This window comes from Mucilaginibacter jinjuensis (assembly GCF_028596025.1).
Lineage (GTDB): Bacteria > Bacteroidota > Bacteroidia > Sphingobacteriales > Sphingobacteriaceae > Mucilaginibacter > Mucilaginibacter jinjuensis.
In genome coordinates this window covers 4,076,071-4,099,382 of the sequence record NZ_CP117167.1, presented here as the reverse complement: position 1 = coordinate 4,099,382, position 23,312 = coordinate 4,076,071, and the positions used below count along the sequence as shown (strand labels likewise).

Below are 23,312 nucleotides of genomic sequence, written 5' to 3'. Positions count from 1 at the left end.
TTTTTTGAAATGGATAAAAAAATACCTATTAATAAGCCAAGCATTACTGCTTTAGAAATAAGCTATGTAAATGATGCAGTTACCAATGGCTGGGGCGAAAAATGCTATGATTATATCTATAAATTTCAGAATGATTTTGCCAGATATCAGGATAGTAAGTTTGCCTTAGCTACATCATCGTGTACAGGGGCAATCCATTTAGCGCTGATGGCCTTAGGCGTAAAGGCTAATGATGAGGTGATCGTCCCTGATATTACATGGATTGCATCTGTAGAGCCGGTGTTATATATTGGTGCAAAGCCTGTATTTGTTGATGTTTTGGCAGATACCTGGTGCATTGATCCTGTAAAGATCGAAGAGGCCATCACTCCAAATACCAAGGCAATCATTGTAGTACATTTATATGGCAATTTATGCGATATGGATGCAATAATGGATATTGCTAAGAGGCACAATCTGGTTGTGATAGAAGATGCCGCCGAGGGCTTAGGATCAGAATACAAAGGCAGAAAAGCCGGGAGTATTGGTGATGCGGGTGTGTTTTCTTTCCATGGTACAAAAACTATGACTACAGGCGAGGGAGGCATCATGGTAACTAACAGAGAAGATGCCTTTGAGAAAGCAAAAGTACTTAATGACCATGGCCGAAACCCTAAAGATCCTGAAAATAAAATGTTTTGGATGAGGGATTACGGATATAAATATAAGATGTCAAATTTGCAGGCTGCTTTAGGTTGTGCGCAAATGGAGCGGATGGAAGAACTCGTTGCTAAGAAACGGGAGATATTTAACTGGTACCGGCAATTGTTGGTAAATATCCCGGGCACACTTAACCCCGAATTGGCAGGCACTAAAAATAGCTATTGGTTACCTACAGTTGTTTTTAATAAAAATATCAACTTTGATAGAGATGCCTTTTTTGATTTAATGAAAAAGAATGGGATTGACAGCCGGCCTTTCTTTTTCCCGTTAACATCATTGCCTATGTTTGATGAGAAAAAAGAAAATGTTGTTGCGTACGATATTTATGACAGAGCGGTAAATTTACCCAGCTTTCATGATCTTACCTATCAGGAAGCAGAAAAAATCTGTAGTTTAATAAATAGTTTTATAAATGGATAAAATAGTGATTTGGGGAGCATCAGGGCAGGCAATTGTTTTAGAAGAACTTTTGGCCGCTACCCCTGTAAAGATCACTGCTTTTTTTGAAAACAATGAAGCTATACAATCTCCTATAGAAACAATACCTATTTATTATTTTGAGGCAGGTTTTGAACGCTGGCTCTCTTCAATAGAAGAACCGTCTAAATATTTCTATTCAGTTGCCATTGGCGGCAATAATGGAAATGTACGTGCTAAAATAGGTGAAATGTTTAAAAAGGCAGGCTTAAAACCATATACAGCTATTCATCACACAGCGTTTGTTGCCGGTAATTCTGTTATCGGCGAGGGTGCGCAAATTTTGGCAAACAGCAATGTTTGTGCCCGTGCTAAAATAGGTAAGTATTGTATTTTAAATACCGCATCAAGTGTGGATCATGAATGTATTATTGGTGATAACGTTCATATAGGGCCGGGAGCTAAACTGGCAGGTTGTATCACCGTGGGCGACAATTCATTTATTGGTACAAATGCTACCGTGCTGCCACGTATTATTATAGGGAAAAATGTAATAATAGGGGCCGGGGCGGTGGTTACAAAAAATGTTGCAGATGATGCGGTTATAGTTGGTAACCCGGGACGGCAATTAATAAAATAATAATGCTGTAATACTAACAATAATGGTTGGTAGGTATAGCTTAATATATTAAATCATCTGAATTGTTTATAATCATTTATCTATGAAAATATCTCTTGGTGAGGATGATCTAATTTCATATATCAGCAACCAGTTAGATTGCTTTTTTCCTGACAATAAGCCTGTTAAGGCCGGGGTAAAACAATCTATAAATATGGCAATTGCACGCTTGGAATATTGTTTTAAACACGTATCCTACAAAACGTATTGTGATGAAGATAATACCTACTATAATCATTTGCGTTCTGACCATAACATTTCACTATTGTGGTTTTTAGCTAATTCTGTTTGGCGCGAAACAGGCAATGATAATCTGGCATCAAAGCTTTATTACCTTAATAAAGCACTGCATGGATTTGATTGTATGTATGACACCAAACTGCCCGATATTTTTCTCATTTTCCATGGCGTTGGCACCATGTTGGGTAAAGCAACGTACAGCGATTTTTTTGTGGCGCTGCAAGGCTGTACAGTAGGGTCTAACAAAGGTAATTACCCGGTTATAGGCAAAGGGGTTTCATTAACAGCTAATAGTTCTATAATTGGCAACAGCAGCATTGGAGATAGGGTTAATATAGGTACAAGGGCAATTGTTTTTGAAAAAAATATTACCAGTGATACTTCCGTATTTATAAATGCAGCGGGGGCAATCGAAGATAAAAAATCAAGTACGCCTTACGCGCAGCAATGTTTTAATGTTGATTTGAAAAAATATTAGGTTGTTTAAGATTGCTAATTATCATATCGTTGCTTTCTATTATTAAACAAAAAAATAAAAATATTACTAATAAGCCTTTACCTTTGGCGGCCCGGCAAGGATTACAACTTACGGCCAAATCTTTTAATACAGTTTAATGCAAGTCTACTTTATAATTATTGCTATAGTAATATTGCTTGGTATAGAATTACTATACTTTAAAATTGCAGATCATTATAACATCATAGATAAGCCAAATCATCGCAGTTCGCACGCAAATGTGACCATTAGGGGCGGTGGGATTATTTTTGCCCTGGCGCTGTTGATATACCCCATATATGGAGGGCTTATTTATCCGTGGTTTTTAGCCGGTTTATTGACCATTAGTTTCATCAGTTTTATTGATGATACCAGGCCATTGAGCAGTAAGCTGCGTATTTTATTTCATCTGGCAGCGGTAACATTATTATTTATCCAGCTTGGCTTGTTTACGCTTCCCTTTTATTGGATTATACTGGCCCTGATTTTTGTGATAGGCACCATTAACGCCATAAATTTTATGGATGGCATTAACGGAATAACAGGAGCTTATGGCCTGGTAACCTTAGCTTCGCTATATTACATTAACTCAACTATTACCTTTACAGATCCGGTTTTTTTACTTGTTGCTATCCTATCAGTTCTGGTATTTAATTTTTTTAATTTCAGAAAAAAGGCTAAGTGCTTTGCCGGCGATGTTGGCAGCGTGAGCCTCGCATTTATTATTGTTTTTTTTATACTGCAGCTTGTGTTGCAAACACAAAACCTTGCTTATATTTTATTGCTTTTAGTGTACGGTTTAGATGCATGTACCACAATAATTTTCAGGCTTATCAGAAAAGAAAATATTTTAGAAGCCCATCGCAGTCATTTTTACCAATTTTGGGCTAATGAAAAAAAAGTACCTCATTTAATTGTATCAGGCATATACGGCTTAAGCCAATTATTAATTAATATTGCAATATTGTCTTTTAACCTCCATTCATTAGTTATAACAGGCTTAGTTATAGCAACAGGTGCAATACTTTTTGTTATAACGAGGTGGTATACCGAGGGAAGAAAGCGGTTAACAGGAAACTTTTAAGCTGATTAAATTAGACAAGGTTCAGCTTTATCAAAAATCTATGAAAAATTTTTCCGCACGTTTTAAAACTACCTGCTTTTTATCACTTTTCTCTGTCATGGCCTTAATGGGGGCATGTACAAAAACGCAAGTAAAAAGTGAAACCGTAGTTTATACTAACAATTTCGAATCCGGCGATGTTAAAAACATTTCAAACGGTACAATTGATGTTTTTAATGGTACCCATGTATTAGGCCGTTATAATTCTGACGGGTTTGCACTAACAGTTTCAGATCTTCCCAAACATGATCTTGTAGAGGTTTCCTTCGATCTTTATATTCATGATACGTGGGATGGTAATAATGTTGATAATGGCTACTCTGGTCCCGATTTATGGAGTATGATTGTTGATGGCGGCAGTTATATCCATACTTCTTTTTCAAATACCGATTGCCCTGCCGGGGTTTTCTGTACGCCACAGGCTTATCCTAACAATTATCCTAACAATAATAATAATCCTAAAGCAGGGGCTTTTGCTACAAATTTGCCAGGGGCGTGTTATTGGGCAAGCAAGCCAAATGGTACTACGCTGTACAAAATTACCAGGCAAATAAGCCATTCAGATAAAACATTAACACTACAATGTTTAGGAAACTTAGTACAGAAGAATGTAGCCGATCCTAAATGCGATGAAAGCTGGTCTGTTGATAATATTACTATAAAAGCCATCGCATTATGATATTGAGAAAATCTGCATTATTACTTATAATACTTACTATAGCAAAACTAACGGTTAGCGCCCAGTCTATACCGGTTGGTTCGCCTGCTCTTGACGATTATTTTCGCCGTTTACAATTGCTTGGCCAAACCGATTCTTCGGCATCTTTTACAAGCCGGCCGTTTTTTCCAAGTCCCAGAAACAAGAATGTATTTTATCCCGATTCTACAGAAAAAGGTTATAACAAACGCGATGCCTCAACCTCATGGCAAAATAAAGATGGTTTTAGCGGCTATTTATTACCGTTAGGTATTCAAACTCAAATTAACAGCGATCACCCTTATGGTTGGAATGATGGTGCCATGATTCCGGCTAAAGGTTTCCAAACCTTAATTAGCGCAGGTGTGTATGCGAAATATGGTATACTAACAATACAGTTTCGCCCCGAATTTGTATATGCTGCTAATAGCTTTTTTGATGATTTTAAATCTAAAACCAATGCCGTTATCGGAGCGCGGTATTACGATGTATATAACAATATTGATTTACCCGCAAGGTTTGGCACAGGCAGCTATACCAAGGCCTTTTGGGGGCAAAGCAGCATCAGGTTAAACTACAAAGCATTTTCATTTGGTTTGTCTACAGAAAACTTGTGGTGGGGGCCGGGAATCAGGAGTTCATTGTTAATGAGTAATGACGCGCCGGGTTTTAAGCACTTTACCTTAAATACCACACGGCCTGTAAAAACGGCGATAGGTTCGTTTGAAGGTCAATTTATTATTGGACAGTTAGAAAACTCGGGTTACGAGCCCCTAACACCAGGACTTACCTATTTCAATAATCCACTATATGTGCCTAAACCTACAGATTGGCGCTACATAACAGGTTTTACGGTATCATGGCAGCCTAAATGGGTTCCGGGCTTGTTTCTTGGTATGACACGTAGTGCTCAATCTTATAGCAAAGACCTGGGTAGTTTGGGAAGCTATTTGCCTTTCTTCTCCCCGTTTAAATCGGTATCTGCTGCCCAGCCAATAAACCAGCGCGATACGAGGAGCTCTCTGTTTACCCGTTGGGTTTGGCCCGAAGAACATGCAGAAATTTATTTTGAATACGGTATAGACAATAATACAAATACCGTTAGAAACGCTTTATTGCAACCTAATGACGGGCGTGCGTATGTGTTTGGGCTTAGAAAATTGATGCCGTTAAACAGCGACAATGGCGCAGGCATTATGGTTAGTATTGAGGCCACACAGTTAGGAGAAACCAACACCAATAAGATATTGGGACTTACAGAGTGGTATGTGAACCCATACATCAGGCAAGGATATACCAACATGGGGCAATCATTAGGTGCCGGTATTGGCCCGGGCGCCAACCTGCAAACTTTAGATGTAAGCTGGGTTAAAGGCTTAAAACGATTAGGGCTTCAGTTTGAAAGATATTTGCACAATGATGATTTCTACTATTATACCTTTAACGACATACAAGACTGGAGACGCCATTGGGTTGACCTAAGTGCTGGACTAAATGGAGAATGGAATTATGACAATTTTATATTTAATGCCAAATTAATGGGGGTATACTCATTAGACTACCAATGGTATCTTGATTCATCAAAAGAAGTACCAGGCGGAACATATTATGTACCCGGAGCTACCAAATTTAATTTACAGGTACAGGCAGGTTTAACTTATAGATTTTAATAGAACATGAAGAGAATCTTTTTAACCATAAGTATAGCCCTTGCCTTTGGTTTATCATCAAATTTGATATTTGCGCAAACCATACCTGTAGGCACACCCGTACTGGAAGATTATTATAGGAGGTTACAACTAAACGGCGGGTTAGATTCTACGGTATCATTTTCCGTTAGGCCGCTGTATCCGGCAAAAGCTACCAAAGTACATAATGTGTATGATCCCGATAGTACACAGCAAAAAGATAGCTGGTTTAAACCAACCGGCCCTGTCTCGTTTGCCAAAGGATATGGGGCATTCCAGATATTGCCGTTAACAATGATACAACAATATAATTCTAATCACCCCTATGGTTGGAATGATGGTTTAATGATACCCGCAAAGGGGTATCAAACTATGATTAGCGGCGGTTTCTTTTTTAAGATTGGCCCGTTGAGCATACAATTTAGACCAGAGTATGTATATGCAGCCAATCCGATTTTTGCCGGTTTTGCTTCAGGACATGGTGACGTAGACCTTACGAGTTATTATAATTATCATAACCATATAGATCAACCGGAAAGATTTGGTAACGGAACATATACCAAAGCATCATTAGGGCAAAGCAGTATACGTTTAACTTTTGGGCCGGCTTCGATAGGCTTATCAAATGAAAATCTTTGGTGGGGGCCAGGTATTGAAAACGCACTGGTTATGACTAATAATGCGCCGGGTTTTAAACATTTAACATTAAATACAGTTAGGCCTATACATACTTTTATTGGTTCATTCGAAGGGCAAATCATCGCTGCACGCTTAGATGCAACAGGACAATCAAATTTGACTGTTACAACAACATCGACCGGTACAAATTTATATCAGCCTAAACTGAACGACTGGCGTTATTATACAGGCTTTAATTTGAGTTATCAACCCCGATGGGTACCCGGATTGTTTTTAGGTTGGATAAGGACATTTAATGCCTATCATAGTGATATTCATGGTTTTAGCAATTATTTCCCATTTTTAACCCCGTTTCAGAAAGCTGATACCCACAACGCAGATGGAGATGGGTTTGATCGCGATCAAATTACTTCATTTTATGCTCGTTGGTTATTTATTAAAGCCAAAGCAGAAATCTATTTTGAATATGGCCTTAATGATAATTCTTACAATTATGCAGACTTTCTTGGTTCGCCCGAACACTCAAGAGCTTATATCTTTGGCCTGAGAAAATTAATTCCTTTGGCGTCGCATAAAGATCAGGGTATATTATTTGGCGCTGAGATTGATCAGTTATCGCAAAGTTCAGATCGCATTGTAAGGCAAGCTTCTGGTTGGTATATACATTCTGGTGTAAATGATGGACAGACTAATGAAGGGCAGATATTAGGAGCCGGTACCGGATCTGGAGGGAATTTGCAAACAGTAAATGTGAGTTGGGTGTCGGGTTTGAAGAAATTGGGTGTTATCTTTCAACGATATGAGCATGATACTGATTTTGCTCAGATTGCTTTCCCTGATATTAATGGCAACAGCAGAAACTGGGTTGATTTTGCTTTAGGATTGCAAGGCGATTGGGGTTATAAAAACCTATTGTTTAATGCCAAATTGCAAGGCGTAAAATCATTAAACTACGAATGGATTTTGAAAGATTATAATCCTAACAATACCTATTACATCCCGCATAATGATGTATTTAACTTATATGCCCAATTGGGGGTAACTTTTAGATTTTAATTTTAGAACTTCTTTTTCTGAATACAATCATATAAAAGAAAAATACGGCTTCGGCCAAAAATACACCGGTTAAAATAGTTACAGAGTATTTTAACCGGTTTTTCTTTAAAGGAAGTTCTGGTTCGTCTACTATTTGCACAGTTGGGGTTTCCTGGGCAAGCATGGTTTTGCTGGCTTCAAGGTTTTTAACCGTTTCAGAAAAAATAGTATTTAATACAATCTTATCGCGTTCCTTAACCTCTACATTGGCATTGGCCGAAGTATAAGCGGGGTTAAGGTCTAACAATGTTTGATTGGCTGATGATACCGCGTATGTTTTATGATTTAAGATCTCACCAATACTATCTGCCCGGTGTTGCAAACGGTCAACGTTAAAGCGTAAGCGGCTTGTTTTTGTCCTGATGTAAAAGTCAGTTGCCTGTTTTATCATACGCGTACAAAAAAGCTGTGCCAGTCTTTCATCTTTCATGGTTGCATTAACCTCAAAAAAGCCCAGTTTTTTATCTGTTTTTGCAATGCCGAACTCACCGCCTAAAATAAGTGCGCTCATTTCGTGCAAAAGGCTATCCTGGAGGCGGCTATAGTGTGCAGTATCAAGCGGGAAACGGATAGTTTTGCCATCGGGGCTATATTTAAGCCATTTCTTATTCAACTTATAAACGGCAGCATAACGGTCTGCAAGCGATTCTGAGCCTTTTACATCATAAGGTGACAACAAAGTACCTTTTATAAGTTTCTGGCTTCTTAAGAGCTCCTGTACGTTATCACCGGCTAATACACCGCTGCTGCCACCTATACCATCAAGATTAAAGCCGAATTGGCCAGCCAGCGCACTAAGGCCGGCACCGCCGCCGCTCGATTTAGAATCGTCAACAACAAAGGTTAGGCGTGCAGTATAAGTAGGGGTAGACATCCAGGCGGCTAATGCACCTAAAGCTATACCGCCTGCCAAAACAAGTACAATGCCTTTTTTAAACTGAAAAACATATTTTAAATCATCAATACGATCATCAATCAGTTTCTTAAAAGAAAATTCGGGTTCGTATGGATATGATGGTTGCTCAGGATTCATTATTAATTCTTCAGAATGGCAATTAAACTTATTAATGCTGTTAGGGCCGATGCTATACCAGCAATGTCGCCAACGCCAAGCCCCCATAATTTGGACGACGGTTCTTTTTCGGGTACAATGATCTTGCTTCCTGGCTTAACCTTGGGATAATTGCGAAAAACAAGCAGGAAATGTTTTACCGGTTGGTTTAAACCATTTGGATACTTAATATAAGCCCCTTTAAGGCGGGCTTTTGCTGTTTTACCGCCTGCTGCATTAATGTAATACATAAAGTGGTGCCCATCATAGTTAATTAACTGAGGGTTATTTACCGCACCTGCAACTTCAACAAAAGCAATTACGCGTGGGATATAAATGCTATCGCCCGCTAAGAGCATCATGCTGGCGCGGGTTAATGAGTCTTTATTGGTATTGGTAAGGTCGAGGTTTACACGTACGCCTTTACGGTATACCTGTGCATTTTGTATCGAGCCATAAGGGGTAAGGCCACCTGCCCGCTGTAAAAAGTCCTGAGCAGTCTCGTCACGGCGTTGTACAGGGTAATCACCAGGAAACAATACTTCCCCACGGACACTTACATTACCTAACGATCTGTAATTAACCAGGCGTTGTACATAAATATAATCAAGAGGCTCTAAGTCCAGGTCGTTGTTGCTACCCTGGGTCATATCAACCGTAAAAGTTTTGGCAACCTGGTTGGATACACTATCCTGTGTGTTTTTAATAATTCGCGAAACTTCCACATGATGTTCGGCAGCCTGATCATCAAAACCACCAGCCATTGCAATTACGTCGGCAAGTTTCATACCCTTGCGATATATAAATTTTGACGGATTACGCACGTGCCCGGCTACAGTTACAGCTTGCTGTGATATAAAAACACTTTCTTCCTGTATGGTAATTGTGTCCTCGCGTAAAAGTGGGATATCATTTTTACCGGCAAGTATATCGGCCGGTTTAAAAGAAATAAACTGGCGCTCGAGGTTTGGCAATGTACGCTTAATATAGCCACGGTCTGTATAAGCTTCTGGTTTTAAACCTTGTGCCAGTTTTAATAATGAACCGAGGCTTAGCCCTGCTGTAAGTTCATAAGGCCCCGGGCGGAAAACCGCACCCTCCAGTACAACCCGGTTTGCGTATCGGTTTGTAATAGCGCCGATGGTTACCATATCGCCATTACGAGGGGTAAAGTTGGCGAAAAGGTTAGCTGGCACGTCTTTTACTTCGCGCTCTAAGGCGTTAATCTGCTCTATCTTGGCAATGCCTTGGTAAGCTATATCTGTAAAACCACCTGCATATTTAATAAGATCATCTAATTGTTCGCCTTCTTTTAATTCATAAATAGCAGGGCGCTTTATTTCGCCGCGTATAGCTACATGTTTTTTGTATACAGGGACACGAATCACATCCTGATCTTCCAGCCGAACATTGCCATCTAACAGGGCGTGCTGTAAAAAGCTGTAAAAATCAACAGTCTTATATACTTTGTTGTTCCTTATCAGCTCGATATAGCGCAATGATCCATTTGGAGTTGGCCCGCCCGAATTGTACAATGCATTATACAACGTAGATAACGATGACATGGTATAAGAGCCTGGCGTTTTAACCTCGCCTACAATAGTAATTTTAATACTGCGTGTGTTGCCCAAATTAACGCTTAACTGGGTTTGGCCATTGCGTAAACCCGGGTAAATTTTAGTCATTTTACCACGGATAAGGTTGGTGGCCTGTTCAATAGTAAAACCATTTACGTATACAATACCGGCATAAGGGATTTGCAGGTTTCCTTCAGGGGTTACTTTACTGCGTACGCTACTTTCATTTAAACCGGTAATCAAAACAATAAGCTCATCACCGGGGCCTATTACATAGCCTTTGGGCGTTGCCAGGTTACTGTTGGGCTCAAATTTAACAGCGTTTTGCGTAAAGAAATCCATACCGTAAACATTTAACTGGGCAGGTGCGGCCTGTACGGGTGGCGCTACCGGTTTAATTACCGTATTGTCACTATCTCTCGAGAAATCTATTTTATCCTTCTCAGATTTATTGTACGTCTTTTTTCCACCGCTTTTGCTATTTAAACCAAGCAGGGTTACCCTGTCTTTAAGCGCTTGTACCTGGTCTTCGGGCAGTCCCTTTTGCAGCATCAGTTTATACGCCTGATCTTCAGATATACCAGAATCCTGTATTTTTTGCCAGAGCTGTGTTATCTGATCGTCAGAGAGCTGGCTTATTTTGATATTTTGAATATTGCTGAGAGAAAGACTCTGAGCATTACCCTGCCGGTATGTAGCCGTTAATAAAATAAGCAGAATAAAGAGTACGTATTTAATGCGCATTGAAGATTATAATGGTAAACCTGTTGTACAAATATAAATTATTAATTGGGTCTAAAAACCATAGTTAACACCAAGGCTAACCTGGTTAGGCACGGCCGATGTTTGAACATCTGGTTCTATTACACCTTTTTGGTGCTGGTAAGCCATTCTTAAATATAAACGGTGTATCAATTCGTATTTGGCTTCTAACGATATTTGGGTTTGTGATTGTACTGGCCCCTGTTGTAAAAACTTAGGTTGGGGCTCGGCAAAATATTGATCGTATACTGAACCTTCCATTCCTTTTCTTACATATACTAACTGGGCGGTAGTAATTAACCTTGGGAACGGATTATACGATAACCAACCGATCACTTTATCTGCATTTTGGCCAATCCAATCGCCAAGCAGATAGGTTTGGCTGGTATAAGTTTGGGCCGGTATTAAGTTGTTATAAACAAAAGGATTAATACGGGTATACTCTACGCCCGCAGTCAGGTAGGGGATAAACAAATCTGTACGCGATACACCGATGTTAAAACCAAGCTGGTTACGGCTTTTTGCCGGGTTAAATGCTGTTTCTAAGCGGATCTCATCAATAAACAACGTGGCATATAAATGCGTTTTGGGGATATGGTTACGTGAGCTAACCTGGAAAAATACCTGCCCGTTAGAGCCGGTTGTAATTTTGTAACGGCTTGCATACTGGTCGTAAGCTTTATAGAACAAAACCGGTATTAAATAGCCGGGATCTAACTGATCGCTGCTGATCATAGATTCGCCTATACTAAGTTCTAAACCCTTTGTTGGCAAAAAGTTTAAACTATGCGAAGCCATGTATTTACTTACATATATTTCGCGGTTGTTGCTAAACAAAGAGTTGCCTTTATTATATGTACGGGCCGAATCGATAATGCCTGATTGCAGCGAGGCAAAAATGTAATTAAAGTGAAGCCATTTTAAAGGCGAGTAATCTAAACGGAGGTAAGGATAAGACGGGGCTTTGTCAGAAAGTATTAAGCGGCCTTCCTGTCCGTAACCATACAGTATTTGATCTTTACCAATGCTGATAGAACCATTGTTCCAGGCATAAGTAATGTTACCGCGTACATCACTGTAGTTAACCGCGGTTGATTTATTATCAAGATTGGCGGTGCGTTGTATTCCTGTTTCGGGGCTGAAGCGTTTTAAGCTATCTACCCCTTTACCGCTCTCATTTATATCCTGAAAATAAGCCTGGAAACTCCAGTGCTTGCCTGCCTGCCCCCAAAATGCTAATCCTGTAGCTTGTTTGTATACACCTTTGTTTTTTCCGGCGGTGTATTCGTCGGTAAGTGCAGGGTCTGCGCGTAGTATAAAGTCATCCTTTTTTACATTTAAAAGGGCACGGTTATTATACTGGTCCTTACCCCAAATGTAATGTGTGCTATCGCGATAATCGCTGTTAAACTCGCTATACTCGTTTAAATAAAAGGTTACTTCCTTTTGTTCTTTTACCGAAAGTGTTGTTACAGAATCCTGCAGGTAATGCAGTAAAGTGGATATCTCTTTGCGGCTGACAGGTTGTATCAGGTCATCGAAATTAATATTACCCTTTTGTGCCTGGCGGGCTAAAAACTGATAAACCGGATGGTTAGGGTTTTCGAAAACAACCTGAGCGTTACTTTTTAAACCAAAGGCGAGTAAAATTAATAATATGGATAGGACAGGGTATTTATGTTTCATTTCTTCAATAGGTAGAATTAAAGCTTAACGAAGCTGATATAAGTTTAGATGTTTTTCAAAAAATAACCGGGTTAATAACGTACACACCCTTATATATTATACAAAGGTAATTTTATAATTAGTAGGAAAACTGTGTTTTTTCTGCATTTCCTGTTAATTGTAGATAAGCTTCCAGTGTTTGTTCGGCCGCTTTTCTCCAGGTGTGCAAATTTATGATCTTTTCGGCAAGGGCTTCGTTAAAAGTTGCTTCAGCTGCACGGTCAACCGCAGTTCTGATACTTTCGGGGCTTTCGGGTTCGCAATAAAAGGCATCATCTCCAAAATATTCGCGGGTATCGCCTTTTTCTGTTATTACAATGTTGCAATGCATAATGGCTGCTTCTAACGAGCTTAAGCCGGTTGTTTCGAACCAACTGGCCAGTACGTGTACTTTTGCTAACTGATAGTATCTTACTAAATCCAGATGCGGTATATGCTGTAAAAAGGTTACGTTAGGCCCAGCTGCCGCTTTACACCTTAAGTAATACTCATTTTGGTTTGCAGAGGGTGCGCCTATCAGTACCAGTTTATATTTTGTATTATTTAAAGCCTTAATTAAATTGAGCTGGTTTTTCCGGTTTTCTATACGGCCTACACAAATTATAAGGTTTTCATCTTTAGGTACATCAGGGTTATAAGGAAACTTTTCGGGGTTGATACCATTGGTAACCACAATCGATCTTACATTGGGCGTGTAAAGCTCTTTTAACCGGTTTGCCTCTGATTCTGAATTAGGCAGGATAAAATTGGCTGTTTCCAGTACCTTGATAATGGTTTTTCGCTGCCCGGTTAAAAAATAATTGAGGCTTGGGCGATGGTCTTTTCCAACCAGCCAGCGGGCAATGGTTTTAAAATACTCCATACTGTCTGACGACAGTTTTGCGAAAATGGCACCAACACCCTGCTTGTTATACTTATAATAATCGCCATAGGTGCAGTGTATGGTTGATATTACAAAAGGCATTTTAGCTAATTGGCTATGATGCAGCATATCACCCGGACGTGGAATCCCAAAAAAGTGCAACACATCATAGTTTTCGTATGGTATAACATCTACCGATCGCAAAATATCAACTTCAATACCCAGGTTGGTTAACTGTCGTGCTGTTTGTTCAATTTGTACGGTATCGCCGCCGGCTATTTTATATAAGTTTAATCTTGTGATAAATGCTACTTTCATTTTAATAATAGTATTCCTTTAAATTAATGAAGGAAACGGGCCAAAGTTAAATATTTTAATATTTTAAAAGTTGAAATGCCCCTGTGCCGAATAATAGATTAGTGTTAATATTTTAATGGCATAATTTATGCTGCTTAACATTAAGATAATGTATTGCCAAAGATGCCAGTATTAAACCAAACTTTTTAAACTTTATAATGTTTTTATCTTTTAAATAATACTTAGTTATGAATTTTGTATTTTTCGAAATACTAAAAATTCAAAGCTTAAGTAAGAAATCATTGTTTATGAAGTTAAAAAAGCTATTTTTGAATTTTGTTCTAAAGTATAATTAACATATCTACCGCTGTTAGATGTTTTTTAACCTAATGGCATGAAAATACATAATGAAGAAAAAAATTTATATCGCCGGGGCCGGTGGGATGCTTGGTGAAGCCTTTTACCGAATTTTTAAAAGTGAATATGATGTTAGATGTACAGATAAAGATGTAAACGAAGAGTGGCTTGATTTTTTGGATTTTCGCGATTTCGAAAAATACAAGCGCGATGTAGAAAACTTTAAACCTGATTATCTATTTCATTTAGGCGCACTTACTGATTTGGAAGAATGTGAGCTAAATGTTGATGACACTTATCTAACTAACACCACTTCTGTCGAAAATGCAGTTTTGTTAGCTAACCAGCTTAACATCCCTATGCTTTACATAAGCACTGCCGGGATATTTGATGGCCAGAAAGATTATTATGATGACTGGGACGAACCTAACCCGCTTGGTCATTACGCACGATCTAAATACATGGGCGAGCGTTATGTACGCGAAAACGCAAAGAAATATATTATTTGCCGTGCCGGTTGGATGATGGGTGGCGGCCCTAAAAAAGATAAAAAGTTTATTAATAAAATTATCAAACAATTAGTAAGTGGTAAACGCGACTTGCATATTGTAAATGATAAAGATGGTACCCCAACTTTTACGGTAGATTTTGCAAAAAATGTAAAGCTATTGATTGAAAAAGAATACTGGGGCTTATATAACTTAGTTTGCAGAGGCGAAACCAGCCGACGCGAAGTTGCTGAAGAAATTATCAATATACTGGGCTTGCAGGATGAAGTGAAAATTCATGAAGTAAGTTCTGATTATTTTAAGGATACTTATTTTGCACCAAGACCATCATCAGAGCGCTTGATTAACAAGAAGCTCGAACTAAGAAAAATGAACATTATGAGCGACTGGAAAGTTGCCCTGAATGAATATATTACAGATTATTACTCAGATTATTTGGCCGAAAATATTTACACTGTTAAAGAAGACGGAATTACCCTTAAACCGGCTGTCTGATTTATGCGTATTGCTGCTTTTGGTTTCCGTACCATCCCGCCTACAAAAGGTGCGGCCGGTGCCGATAAATTTGCACTTGAACTATTTCCACGTTTAGTTAAATTAGGACACAGTGTTGTTGCTTATAACAGACGCTACCCCGACGTGTTTGTTGATATAGATGATTATAAAGGCGTAAAAATTAAAAATATTAAAACCGTTCGTAAGTCTGGTTTCGATACGCTGCTGCACTCATTTAAATGCACCTGCGATATTATTTTTAACAATACTGCCGATGTTGTACATATCCAAAACGGTGGCAACAGTATATGGGCATTGCCATTACGGCTTTTCGGTAAAAAGGTTTTCATCAGTCAGGATGGGGTAGACTGGAAACGTGATAAATGGCCCTGGTACGGCAAAATGTATTTAAAGCTCTCTGCTTACATTACTGCCCATGTACCGAACCAAATTATATTTGATAATGTAATTGCCAAAAAGCTTTTTGAAGACCGCTTTAAGAAAGAATATCGTTTTATACCTTTTGGCAGCGAGGTGGAACCCGGAAACGGTAATACCGAAGTTTTAGAGAGGCTTAACCTTAAAAAAGGCGAATATTACCTGTTTGTAGGGCGTTTTATTCCGGATAAGGGTCTGCACTATCTAATCCCCGGATTTAAAAAATCTATCTCCAATAAAAAACTGGTTTTGATAGGCGGCTCGCCCAACCCATCACCTTATGAACAGCAGATCTTTGATATGGGCAATGAGCGTATTGTATTTCCTGGTTATATTTATGGTGATGAGGTAAATACGTTAATGCAGAACTCATACTGTTACATTCAACCATCAGATGTAGAAGGTCTTTCTCCCGTAGTACTTACCGTAATGGGGCTTAACGTACCCTTAATTGTGAGCGATATTGAAGAGAATATTTATGTGGTGGAAGATACTGCCCGTAAGTTTAAAAAAGGCAATATCGAATCACTAACAGAAGAGATCAATTACTGCGAAACCCATTATGCAGAAATGCAGGCACTGGCAGTTAAGGCCCAGGCACGCGCATTAAGTGTTTTTAACTGGGATAAAGTTGCCGAAGAACACGTGAGGATCTTCTCAGAATAATCAAACCGCTTTTCTAAACAATTCTACTAATTGCTCTGCCGCTATTTTCCACGAGAATAGCTTTAAACGTTCGCGGCCCTTGATAATCATTTCACTGCGAAGTTCGGCATCATTTAATACTTTGTTTATTTGGGCTGCCATATTCGCAATATCAAATGGATCGAAAGTTACAACAGCATCGCCCCCAACTTCGGGCAGGCAGGTGTTATTGGCTACCAATACGGGCAAATCATATTTAAAGGCTTCGAGTATCGGGATACCAAAACCTTCGTTTATAGAAGGGAATACGTACAATAACGCATGCTGATAAATACCGGTCAGTTCTGTATCTGATAAGTATCCGGTAAATATCACATCATACTGAAGGTCGGTTTCTGCAATAGCATTTTGAATAAGTTCAAAATCATTACCCAGATTTTTAGATGGGGGCGAGCCGGACAAAACTAATTTCAAATCGGGATGAGTAGTTTTAATCAGTTTAAAAGCATGAATCAACGCCGGGATATTTTTGCGCTTGTACATAGCGCCTACATGTAACAAGTAATTACCGCTTGATAGGTTATAACGGGCTAATAATTGGGATGAATTATCAGCGCCGATCTTATCCAGTGATTTCGGGCCTTCCGGTATCACCACCAATTGATCCGGAGGGATTTGTGTATAACGGTTGATCTGCTTTTTAGAATATTCGGTAGGCACCACAATATATGCTGCACGTTTACCTGCCGGGATTGCCGTTTGATGATATAACCATAACCATAGCTTGCCATAATGCTCCGGGTTTTCGAAAAAGAAAGCATCGTGAAAAACAGGAATAGTTTTATAGCCTAAATGAATAACAGGCGCAAAATTATCAGTACAAAATAAAACCTGGCAACCTTTCGACCATGCTTTAACGGGCAAAATCAGTTGCTTCCAGAGCTGATAGCGGAAATGCTCAATCCATTTCAACAACTTCTGTTTACCGGTATAAACCGGGATGGATACATCTAAAAACTGGAATTTAAGCTCATCGCTTTCCAGCAATTTAAACTGTGCACAAAGTTCTTCGAGGTATGTTTTGGTACCTGTTTGGGCAACCCGCAGGTCGCGCACATCAACGCCTATTACTAATAGTTTAGCCATCTGCCCGGTTACGTATTACTTTGGCCGGCACGCCCGCCACTATAGAGTTAGCAGGTACAGATTTAGTTACCACGCTGCTTGCAGCTATTACACAGCCATCGCCAATGGTTACACCATCCAGTATGGTTACCCCGCCGCCAATCCAGCAGTTGTTGCCAACGGTTACGCCAATGCGGGTTAACGGTTGTTCTTTAATAATTTGATTAAGATCGGCAAACACATGGTTCTCTGAAAAAATTTGCAGGTTAGGCCCTGTAATTACATCGTCGCCAATGGTTATGCCGCCTTGTCCGGCAAGGTAAGCGCCTGTGTTAATGCCGGTACGGTTGCCTATTTTAATCCCTTTACCTTTGTTAGAGATAATGCCGGTACCGAATAAAGTGGAATTACGACCGATAGAAACATGATCGCCAAATTGAATGCCATCGAATGACAGGGCATTTACGCTTACATTATCTTCCAGTATCAGGTTTTTGCCCGCAGTGATCTGGTAGGCATGGCGCACTTTTACCCGGCTGCCGATAAATAATAAACCCGATGCTTTTTTGAAGAAGATCCTCAGCCATAACCCCCTGATAACCTGTACAGCCCTGATCGTACTCACCACAGCCAAATCACGCACAGAATAGGTGCTGTCCCATTTATAATCTGGGTTGCCTTTTAATTTTCTGATGATATTCTCAATGATCATGGGGCCAATAAAAGAAAACGGAAGTATGATTGGGAAATAAACATGGTTAAATATAGCTCGCTTTAGTTATTAGGCCAAATTACGCTTCGTGGCGTAAACAGCCCTTCCTTTATTCCTTTTAATAAAAGAGATACCTTTTTGTTTCGGCCGCGCAATTTTAAATAGGTAAGTACTGCCAGGTAATAACCGGTATTGTAAATTAAGTTAACAGGATAAAAAACAGGCTTGCCATATTTTCTCAAAAACCAGAGGTGGTTTCTACTGGTGTAATAATGGATGAATGGGTTCAGAAAACCCTCGGCATTTTTTGTGCTCGATTTACCCGAAATACCAGCCTCATGATACATTTTATTTGTGGGCAAATAATGAACTTCATACCCGTGGCTCCGTAAACGATACGAGAGCTCCACATCCTCGTAATACAGAAAGAACTGCTTATTAAACATTCCGGCTTTTTTAAGAGCACTGTTTCTGATGAGGATACAACAACCCGTTACCCATTCTACTTTTTGATAAGAGGTAAGTTTTTGAATGCTATCCTGGGTTTTAGAGTAAGTAATACCCAGCAAAGCGTTAAAGCCACATGGACCGTTCCATAGTTTGGTACGGTTATGCATCCAGAAAATAGCCGGCTGTACTGCTGCTGCCTGAGAATGGTTATTGAGGTGAGTGGTTAAAGCAGTAACAATATCTTCATCAACTAAAGTATCTGTATTAATTACCAGCGAGTATTCATAACCTGCATTAATACTTTGCTGTAACCCGCGGTTATTGCCTTCGGCGAAGCCTAAATTCTCTTTATTATCAATATAAGTTAATTTGGGGAATTTTGCACTAAGAATCTGTAAGGAGTTATCGGTCGATCCATTGTCAACCACTATAATATCAAAAAGCCCGTTATCACAATATTCAATTAATGACCGGATACAATTAGCCGTAAATGCAGGCGTATTCCAGTTCACTAATATTACAGCAACAGCTTTGGGCATTTTGTATTAATGGGTTTAAGCCTGCTAAATTACTATAATTTGTCGATTAGCTAATTCGGCAATTTGTCAATTAAAACACAGTAATGCTAATTTGTGTATTCATTAATTGGATAATAAAGGCCATTGACAAATTGCCGAATTAGCTAATTGTCAAATTGAACTCAAATCGACAAATTGATTTTCACTGTTGTGCCTTTGCCTGGTGCAGATTGAATATCGAGTGTGCCGTTGTACAAACCTAAGCGATTCTTTATACTACTGAAACCCGAGCCTGTCGGTTTGCTTTCCTGCTGCCTGGCGTTAAACCCTTTGCCGTTATCTGTTAATACAATTTCTATCGTATCGCATTTGCAGATGCACAGATCTATAAGACTTGCTCCTGAGTGTTTCATGCAGTTATTAATGAGCTCCTGGATAATACGGAATATGCACGATTCGAGAAATAAGTCTAATCGTTCAGTAAATCCTTTAATCTGGGTGTTGATTTGCAATTGAGGGGTTGATAACCTGTGTGCTAATTCGGTAATGGTGGTAGGCAAGCCGAAATCGGTTAATATGGATGGCGCCAATGCAAAAGAAATATCACGCGTTTCTTTAACTGCCGTATCCAGTAATTCATAAATGTGGCTGATAGCATCCGTAGGCTGTAACTGGTCGAGCTGTAATTTTATGCCATATAATAACTGGCTCACACTATCATGCAATGCTTCGCTAATGCGTTTGCGTTCGTTTTCGCCGGCGGTAAGTGCAGCCGTTGCAATGTTTTTTTGCTGATCTTTTTTAAGCTGGGCGGCCTCTTCTTCCATCAGCTTTTTCTCCGTAATATCCATCAGGATACCAATGAGCCGTTTATTGTGATCAAGCCCATTCATCACATGCCCGCGGATACCCGCGTAACAGAGTTTTCGATCCGTATTAATAAAGCGGCATACCAGGTCAACCTCTTTACCCGTTTTTACCGCCGTTCTAAATTTCTGATCAACCATTACCTGGTCGTCTGGATGTACCAGGCTTATGAAACTCTCGTAATGGCCATCAAAGTTACTATCCTTTACAGCACACAGGCGATAGTTAAACTCGTGCAGGTAAAATGCCATGGTTTCGAGGTCGAGCTCCCAGGTACCAGCTGCAGCAGCTTCCATTGCCAATTCCAGGCGGTCTTTGGTTTCGGCTAAATGATGTTCGGCCTGTATACGTTCTGTGGTATCAACAATTGCAATGTAGCAATGTAGTTGTGCGTTAGCAGCGGTATAAATGGTAATGCCCTCTAATTGTGCATGAAACTCGCGGCCGGTTTTAGAAACTATTTTTAACTGGCAGGTTTGCCTTGCACGTGTATGCAGCATTTTTCTTAAAAATTGCTGGTATACGCCACCACAATCTGCGGTAATAAAGTTTTTTAATTTATGATTGATGAGCTCTGCCTTGCCACCATCAAGCAGGCCTGTTCCAATGGTATTTACTTCTACAATAATACCGGCCTTATCTAATATAAAATAGCCAATAGGCGCAAGGTCATAAATATTAGTAAGCTTTGCCAGTTGCTGTTGTAATGCATTACTATCAAAATATAACTGCCGGTTATGTTGTTCCAGGTCAGCTATATTTAATTTCAGTTCCTGTAATTGCGCATCATCTTTACCAGCACCGGCTTTGGTAATGCCTTTGCTTAATATTTTTTCGGCATCCGTACGTAGCTTATTCAGTATAGAGTTATCCTGTTGTAAGTATTTTTTCTCTTTCAAACCTTAAATCCTCTAATTGTTTATGTAAAAGCAGGATATCTTTGGTTGTAGCATCAAGTAAACTCTTAATGTTACTGTTTAACTGCTCTAGCTCCTGCGGGGTGGGGTAGTTGGGTATTAAGGCTGTTTTGGTATTATGTTTTTTATTGACCAGTTTTATTTCGACAAGCAAACTATCCATTTGCTTAGTGGCCATTATTAATTGTTGCTGGGTATCGGCAAATTTTTCCTGCAGGTATTTGATGTGGCTATACTGAAGCTGTGCTGAAGCTTTTTCTGTACTTGTTTTTTGCTGTTTACTCTCAGTAACAGGTTTTAAATCGGGTTTAACTTCATTGTCCCTGCGTTCAAATATCTTCCATTTTTCATCAACAGGTACAAACAACTCTGCAAGGCCGCTTATGTTTTCGGCCATACCGGTAAATATCAGCCCGCCATTATTAAGCGCGTAATGCATTATCGGTACAATTTTCTTTTGAAGCTCGGCCGTAAAGTAGATCATTACATTACGGCAGCAAAGCAGGTCGAGGCGGGTAAAAGGCGCATCTTTAATTAAATCGTGCCGCGAAAACGTAATCATATTACGTAACTCTTTAATTACCTGGTAGCCATTATCCTGTTTTACAAAAAATTTCCTGATGCGGCGCTCACTCAGGTCGGCAATTGCATTATCGTAATAAATACCGTGGCGTGCATATTCAATAGCTACGGCGCTTAAATCGGTAGCAAATATTTGCACTTTTAGGTTCATTTTTAGCTTCTCGAGGCATTCTGTAACCAGCATGGCGATAGAATATGCTTCCTGGCCGGTTGAGCAACCGCTAACCCAAATGCGTATAGCCTCTTTATCTTTTTTTGATTTAAAAAGGCTGATCAACTTTATCTTTAGTGAATCGAAAGCATACGCGTCCCTGAAAAATCGGGTAACCCCAATAAGTAATTCATTAAATAAAATATCTGTTTCGGCAGGGTTATGTTGCAGATAGGCGACGTATTCTGTATAACTGAGGTGTTTATGAAATGCAAGCCTGCGATTAATACGACTGGCTATTGTACTTTTTTTATAGCCGGTAAAATCGTGCCCCGAATGTGCCAGTAGCCACAATAAAACTTGTTGCATACCATGCGTATTACGCTGCTCTGAATCTAACAGATCTAATGTATCCCCAGATAAATCTGAGAATTTAATATACCGAATAATTTTAGTCGTTTCTTTCTCCGGCGGTGTGGTATCACTGGAGTTGGGTGCATTTATTAAACCAGCAGACCTTACAAATGTCTGCATCTGGTTTGTAGAATGCTCCGCAATACGCTCTTGCTGTTTTTTCGTCTTTTCTGACATGGGTCTATGGTCAAATAAACTAATAAGATGGGCATAACCTGTTGTTACAAATCAACAGATATTGTGCTTTATTAATTAAAATATGTGGCGAGTAAAAGATTTTCGCCGGGCACAGGATGGGCTAAAATATGGTACTAAAAAAGGTATTATAACTGCAATATAACAGGAGCGTTTATAAAAGTAATATATTGCTATCACAGCAGCAAATATTAAAGCACCTAAATTTGTAAGAATTTTATACCTGTAATGTTAATATAATACAGTCGTACTATCAGGGTGTTTAGCACTAATAAAAGAGTGTTTTCTGTGCTATGTAGGTAATATTTGCTTTTTTTGCCTTGGGTAAATCATAAAGTTTAATCAATGATAATTAGTTTAATTGTAGGATATTAACCTAATTACGGATATTATTTTGAGGGAGTTTGCCTATAGTGCTATAGGTTGTAAATATCCCATAAACAATAAAAGCACCTTAAGGTGCTTTTATCTAATTGTTATCTCCAGTGGCCGGCTACCCATACATAGCCGTGGCGGGTGTCTCTCCAGTGTCCGGGTACGTAAGCTACTCCGGGGCGTGGAGGAGCTGCCCAATAACCACCATGCCATACGTAGCGGCCATCACGTTCGGTCCAGTCTTCATCAACCCAAACATGTCTTGGCGATGGGGCTGGTCCGCGGCGCACTACTACGGTTTCATGTGGTCTTTCGGGGCGCACACGTACTATTACCTGTGCAAATGTGCTTGATGCCGCTAATGACATCATGCCTGCAATAATTAATGCTTTTGCTGTATTTTTCATAGTTATATTAGTTGTTATTGGTATGACAATTAATACCCGCCGAAGGTTTAAAGCATTTTTAATTGGTGGTTTAAAAAAGTTTTTTGTTGGCTATATGTTAAATTA

The 23,312-nt window shown here is 39.4% G+C and carries 19 protein-coding genes; 9 read left to right on the top strand and 10 right to left on the bottom strand.

All coding sequences use genetic code 11. The annotated features are described in order from the left end of the window. The first annotated feature begins 9 nt into the window (after positions 1–9). From PQO05_RS17890 to PQO05_RS17860, 7 genes are all read left to right on the top strand, one after another. On the top strand, positions 10–1,122 hold the full coding sequence (locus PQO05_RS17890; RefSeq protein WP_273628801.1) for a DegT/DnrJ/EryC1/StrS family aminotransferase: 1,113 nt from the start codon (positions 10–12) through the stop codon (positions 1,120–1,122). Next, on the top strand, positions 1,115–1,759 hold the full coding sequence (locus tag PQO05_RS17885) for an acetyltransferase (protein WP_273628800.1): 645 nt from the start codon (positions 1,115–1,117) through the stop codon (positions 1,757–1,759). The genes PQO05_RS17890 and PQO05_RS17885 overlap by 8 nt, the downstream gene beginning before the upstream one ends. A gap of 82 nt (positions 1,760–1,841) precedes the next feature. Further along, positions 1,842–2,516, top strand: coding sequence for an LbetaH domain-containing protein (locus tag PQO05_RS17880; RefSeq protein WP_273628799.1), 675 nt, complete (start codon positions 1,842–1,844; stop codon positions 2,514–2,516). Between the two features lie 136 nt (positions 2,517–2,652). After that, complete coding sequence (locus PQO05_RS17875) at positions 2,653–3,618, top strand: MraY family glycosyltransferase (RefSeq protein ID WP_273628798.1); 966 nt, start codon at positions 2,653–2,655, stop codon at positions 3,616–3,618. A 40-nt stretch (positions 3,619–3,658) separates the two neighbouring features. Then, a complete protein-coding gene (locus PQO05_RS17870; RefSeq protein WP_273628797.1) occupies positions 3,659–4,336 on the top strand; it encodes a hypothetical protein in 678 nt (225 codons plus the stop codon). Further along, complete coding sequence (locus PQO05_RS17865) at positions 4,333–6,024, top strand: capsule assembly Wzi family protein (protein WP_273628796.1); 1,692 nt, start codon at positions 4,333–4,335, stop codon at positions 6,022–6,024. Before PQO05_RS17870 ends, PQO05_RS17865 begins: the two co-directional genes overlap by 4 nt. Positions 6,025–6,030: 6 nt before the next feature. Continuing rightward, the gene (locus PQO05_RS17860; protein ID WP_273628795.1) at positions 6,031–7,737 is read left to right on the top strand and encodes a capsule assembly Wzi family protein; all 1,707 of its coding nucleotides are present in this window, start codon (positions 6,031–6,033) and stop codon (positions 7,735–7,737) included. Here PQO05_RS17860 and PQO05_RS17855 read toward each other — a convergent pair. From PQO05_RS17855 to PQO05_RS17840, 4 genes are all read right to left on the bottom strand, one after another. Continuing rightward, positions 7,727–8,809, bottom strand: coding sequence for a hypothetical protein (locus PQO05_RS17855; RefSeq protein WP_273628794.1), 1,083 nt, complete (start codon positions 8,807–8,809; stop codon positions 7,727–7,729). The two genes, PQO05_RS17860 and PQO05_RS17855, sit on opposite strands and share 11 nt — an antisense overlap. Positions 8,810–8,811: 2 nt before the next feature. After that, positions 8,812–11,148 (bottom strand): SLBB domain-containing protein, encoded by a 2,337-nt coding sequence (locus tag PQO05_RS17850; RefSeq protein ID WP_273628793.1) that lies wholly within the window; start codon positions 11,146–11,148, stop codon positions 8,812–8,814. Positions 11,149–11,199: 51 nt separating this feature from the next. Next, entirely contained in the window at positions 11,200–12,852 is a 1,653-nt protein-coding gene (locus PQO05_RS17845; RefSeq protein WP_273628792.1) for a capsule assembly Wzi family protein, read from the bottom strand. A 118-nt stretch (positions 12,853–12,970) separates the two neighbouring features. Continuing rightward, positions 12,971–14,071, bottom strand: a complete 1,101-nt coding sequence (locus tag PQO05_RS17840) for a glycosyltransferase family 4 protein (RefSeq protein WP_273628791.1) — start codon at positions 14,069–14,071, stop codon at positions 12,971–12,973. 386 nt (positions 14,072–14,457) lie between these two features. Between PQO05_RS17840 and PQO05_RS17835 the strand changes: the two genes are divergently transcribed. Then, positions 14,458–15,411 (top strand): SDR family oxidoreductase, encoded by a 954-nt coding sequence (locus tag PQO05_RS17835; RefSeq protein ID WP_273628790.1) that lies wholly within the window; start codon positions 14,458–14,460, stop codon positions 15,409–15,411. A gap of 3 nt (positions 15,412–15,414) precedes the next feature. Then, positions 15,415–16,515 (top strand): glycosyltransferase, encoded by a 1,101-nt coding sequence (locus PQO05_RS17830; protein ID WP_273628789.1) that lies wholly within the window; start codon positions 15,415–15,417, stop codon positions 16,513–16,515. On the opposite strand, the gene PQO05_RS17825 is transcribed toward PQO05_RS17830, so the two are convergent. From PQO05_RS17825 to PQO05_RS17800, 6 genes are all read right to left on the bottom strand, one after another. Beyond that, the gene (locus tag PQO05_RS17825) at positions 16,516–17,640 is read right to left on the bottom strand and encodes a glycosyltransferase family 4 protein (protein WP_273628787.1); all 1,125 of its coding nucleotides are present in this window, start codon (positions 17,638–17,640) and stop codon (positions 16,516–16,518) included. Next, on the bottom strand, positions 17,633–18,331 hold the full coding sequence (locus PQO05_RS17820; protein WP_273628786.1) for an acyltransferase: 699 nt from the start codon (positions 18,329–18,331) through the stop codon (positions 17,633–17,635). Before PQO05_RS17820 ends, PQO05_RS17825 begins: the two co-directional genes overlap by 8 nt. Positions 18,332–18,393: 62 nt before the next feature. Beyond that, a complete protein-coding gene (locus tag PQO05_RS17815) occupies positions 18,394–19,320 on the bottom strand; it encodes a glycosyltransferase family 2 protein (RefSeq protein WP_273628785.1) in 927 nt (308 codons plus the stop codon). A gap of 161 nt (positions 19,321–19,481) precedes the next feature. After that, positions 19,482–21,065 (bottom strand): PAS domain-containing sensor histidine kinase, encoded by a 1,584-nt coding sequence (locus PQO05_RS17810; RefSeq protein ID WP_273628784.1) that lies wholly within the window; start codon positions 21,063–21,065, stop codon positions 19,482–19,484. Then, the gene (locus PQO05_RS17805; RefSeq protein ID WP_273628783.1) at positions 21,034–22,407 is read right to left on the bottom strand and encodes a CheR family methyltransferase; all 1,374 of its coding nucleotides are present in this window, start codon (positions 22,405–22,407) and stop codon (positions 21,034–21,036) included. The genes PQO05_RS17810 and PQO05_RS17805 overlap by 32 nt, the downstream gene beginning before the upstream one ends. 494 nt (positions 22,408–22,901) lie before the next feature. Continuing rightward, entirely contained in the window at positions 22,902–23,207 is a 306-nt protein-coding gene (locus PQO05_RS17800) for a hypothetical protein (RefSeq protein WP_273628782.1), read from the bottom strand. Between the last annotated feature and the right edge of the window lie 105 nt (positions 23,208–23,312).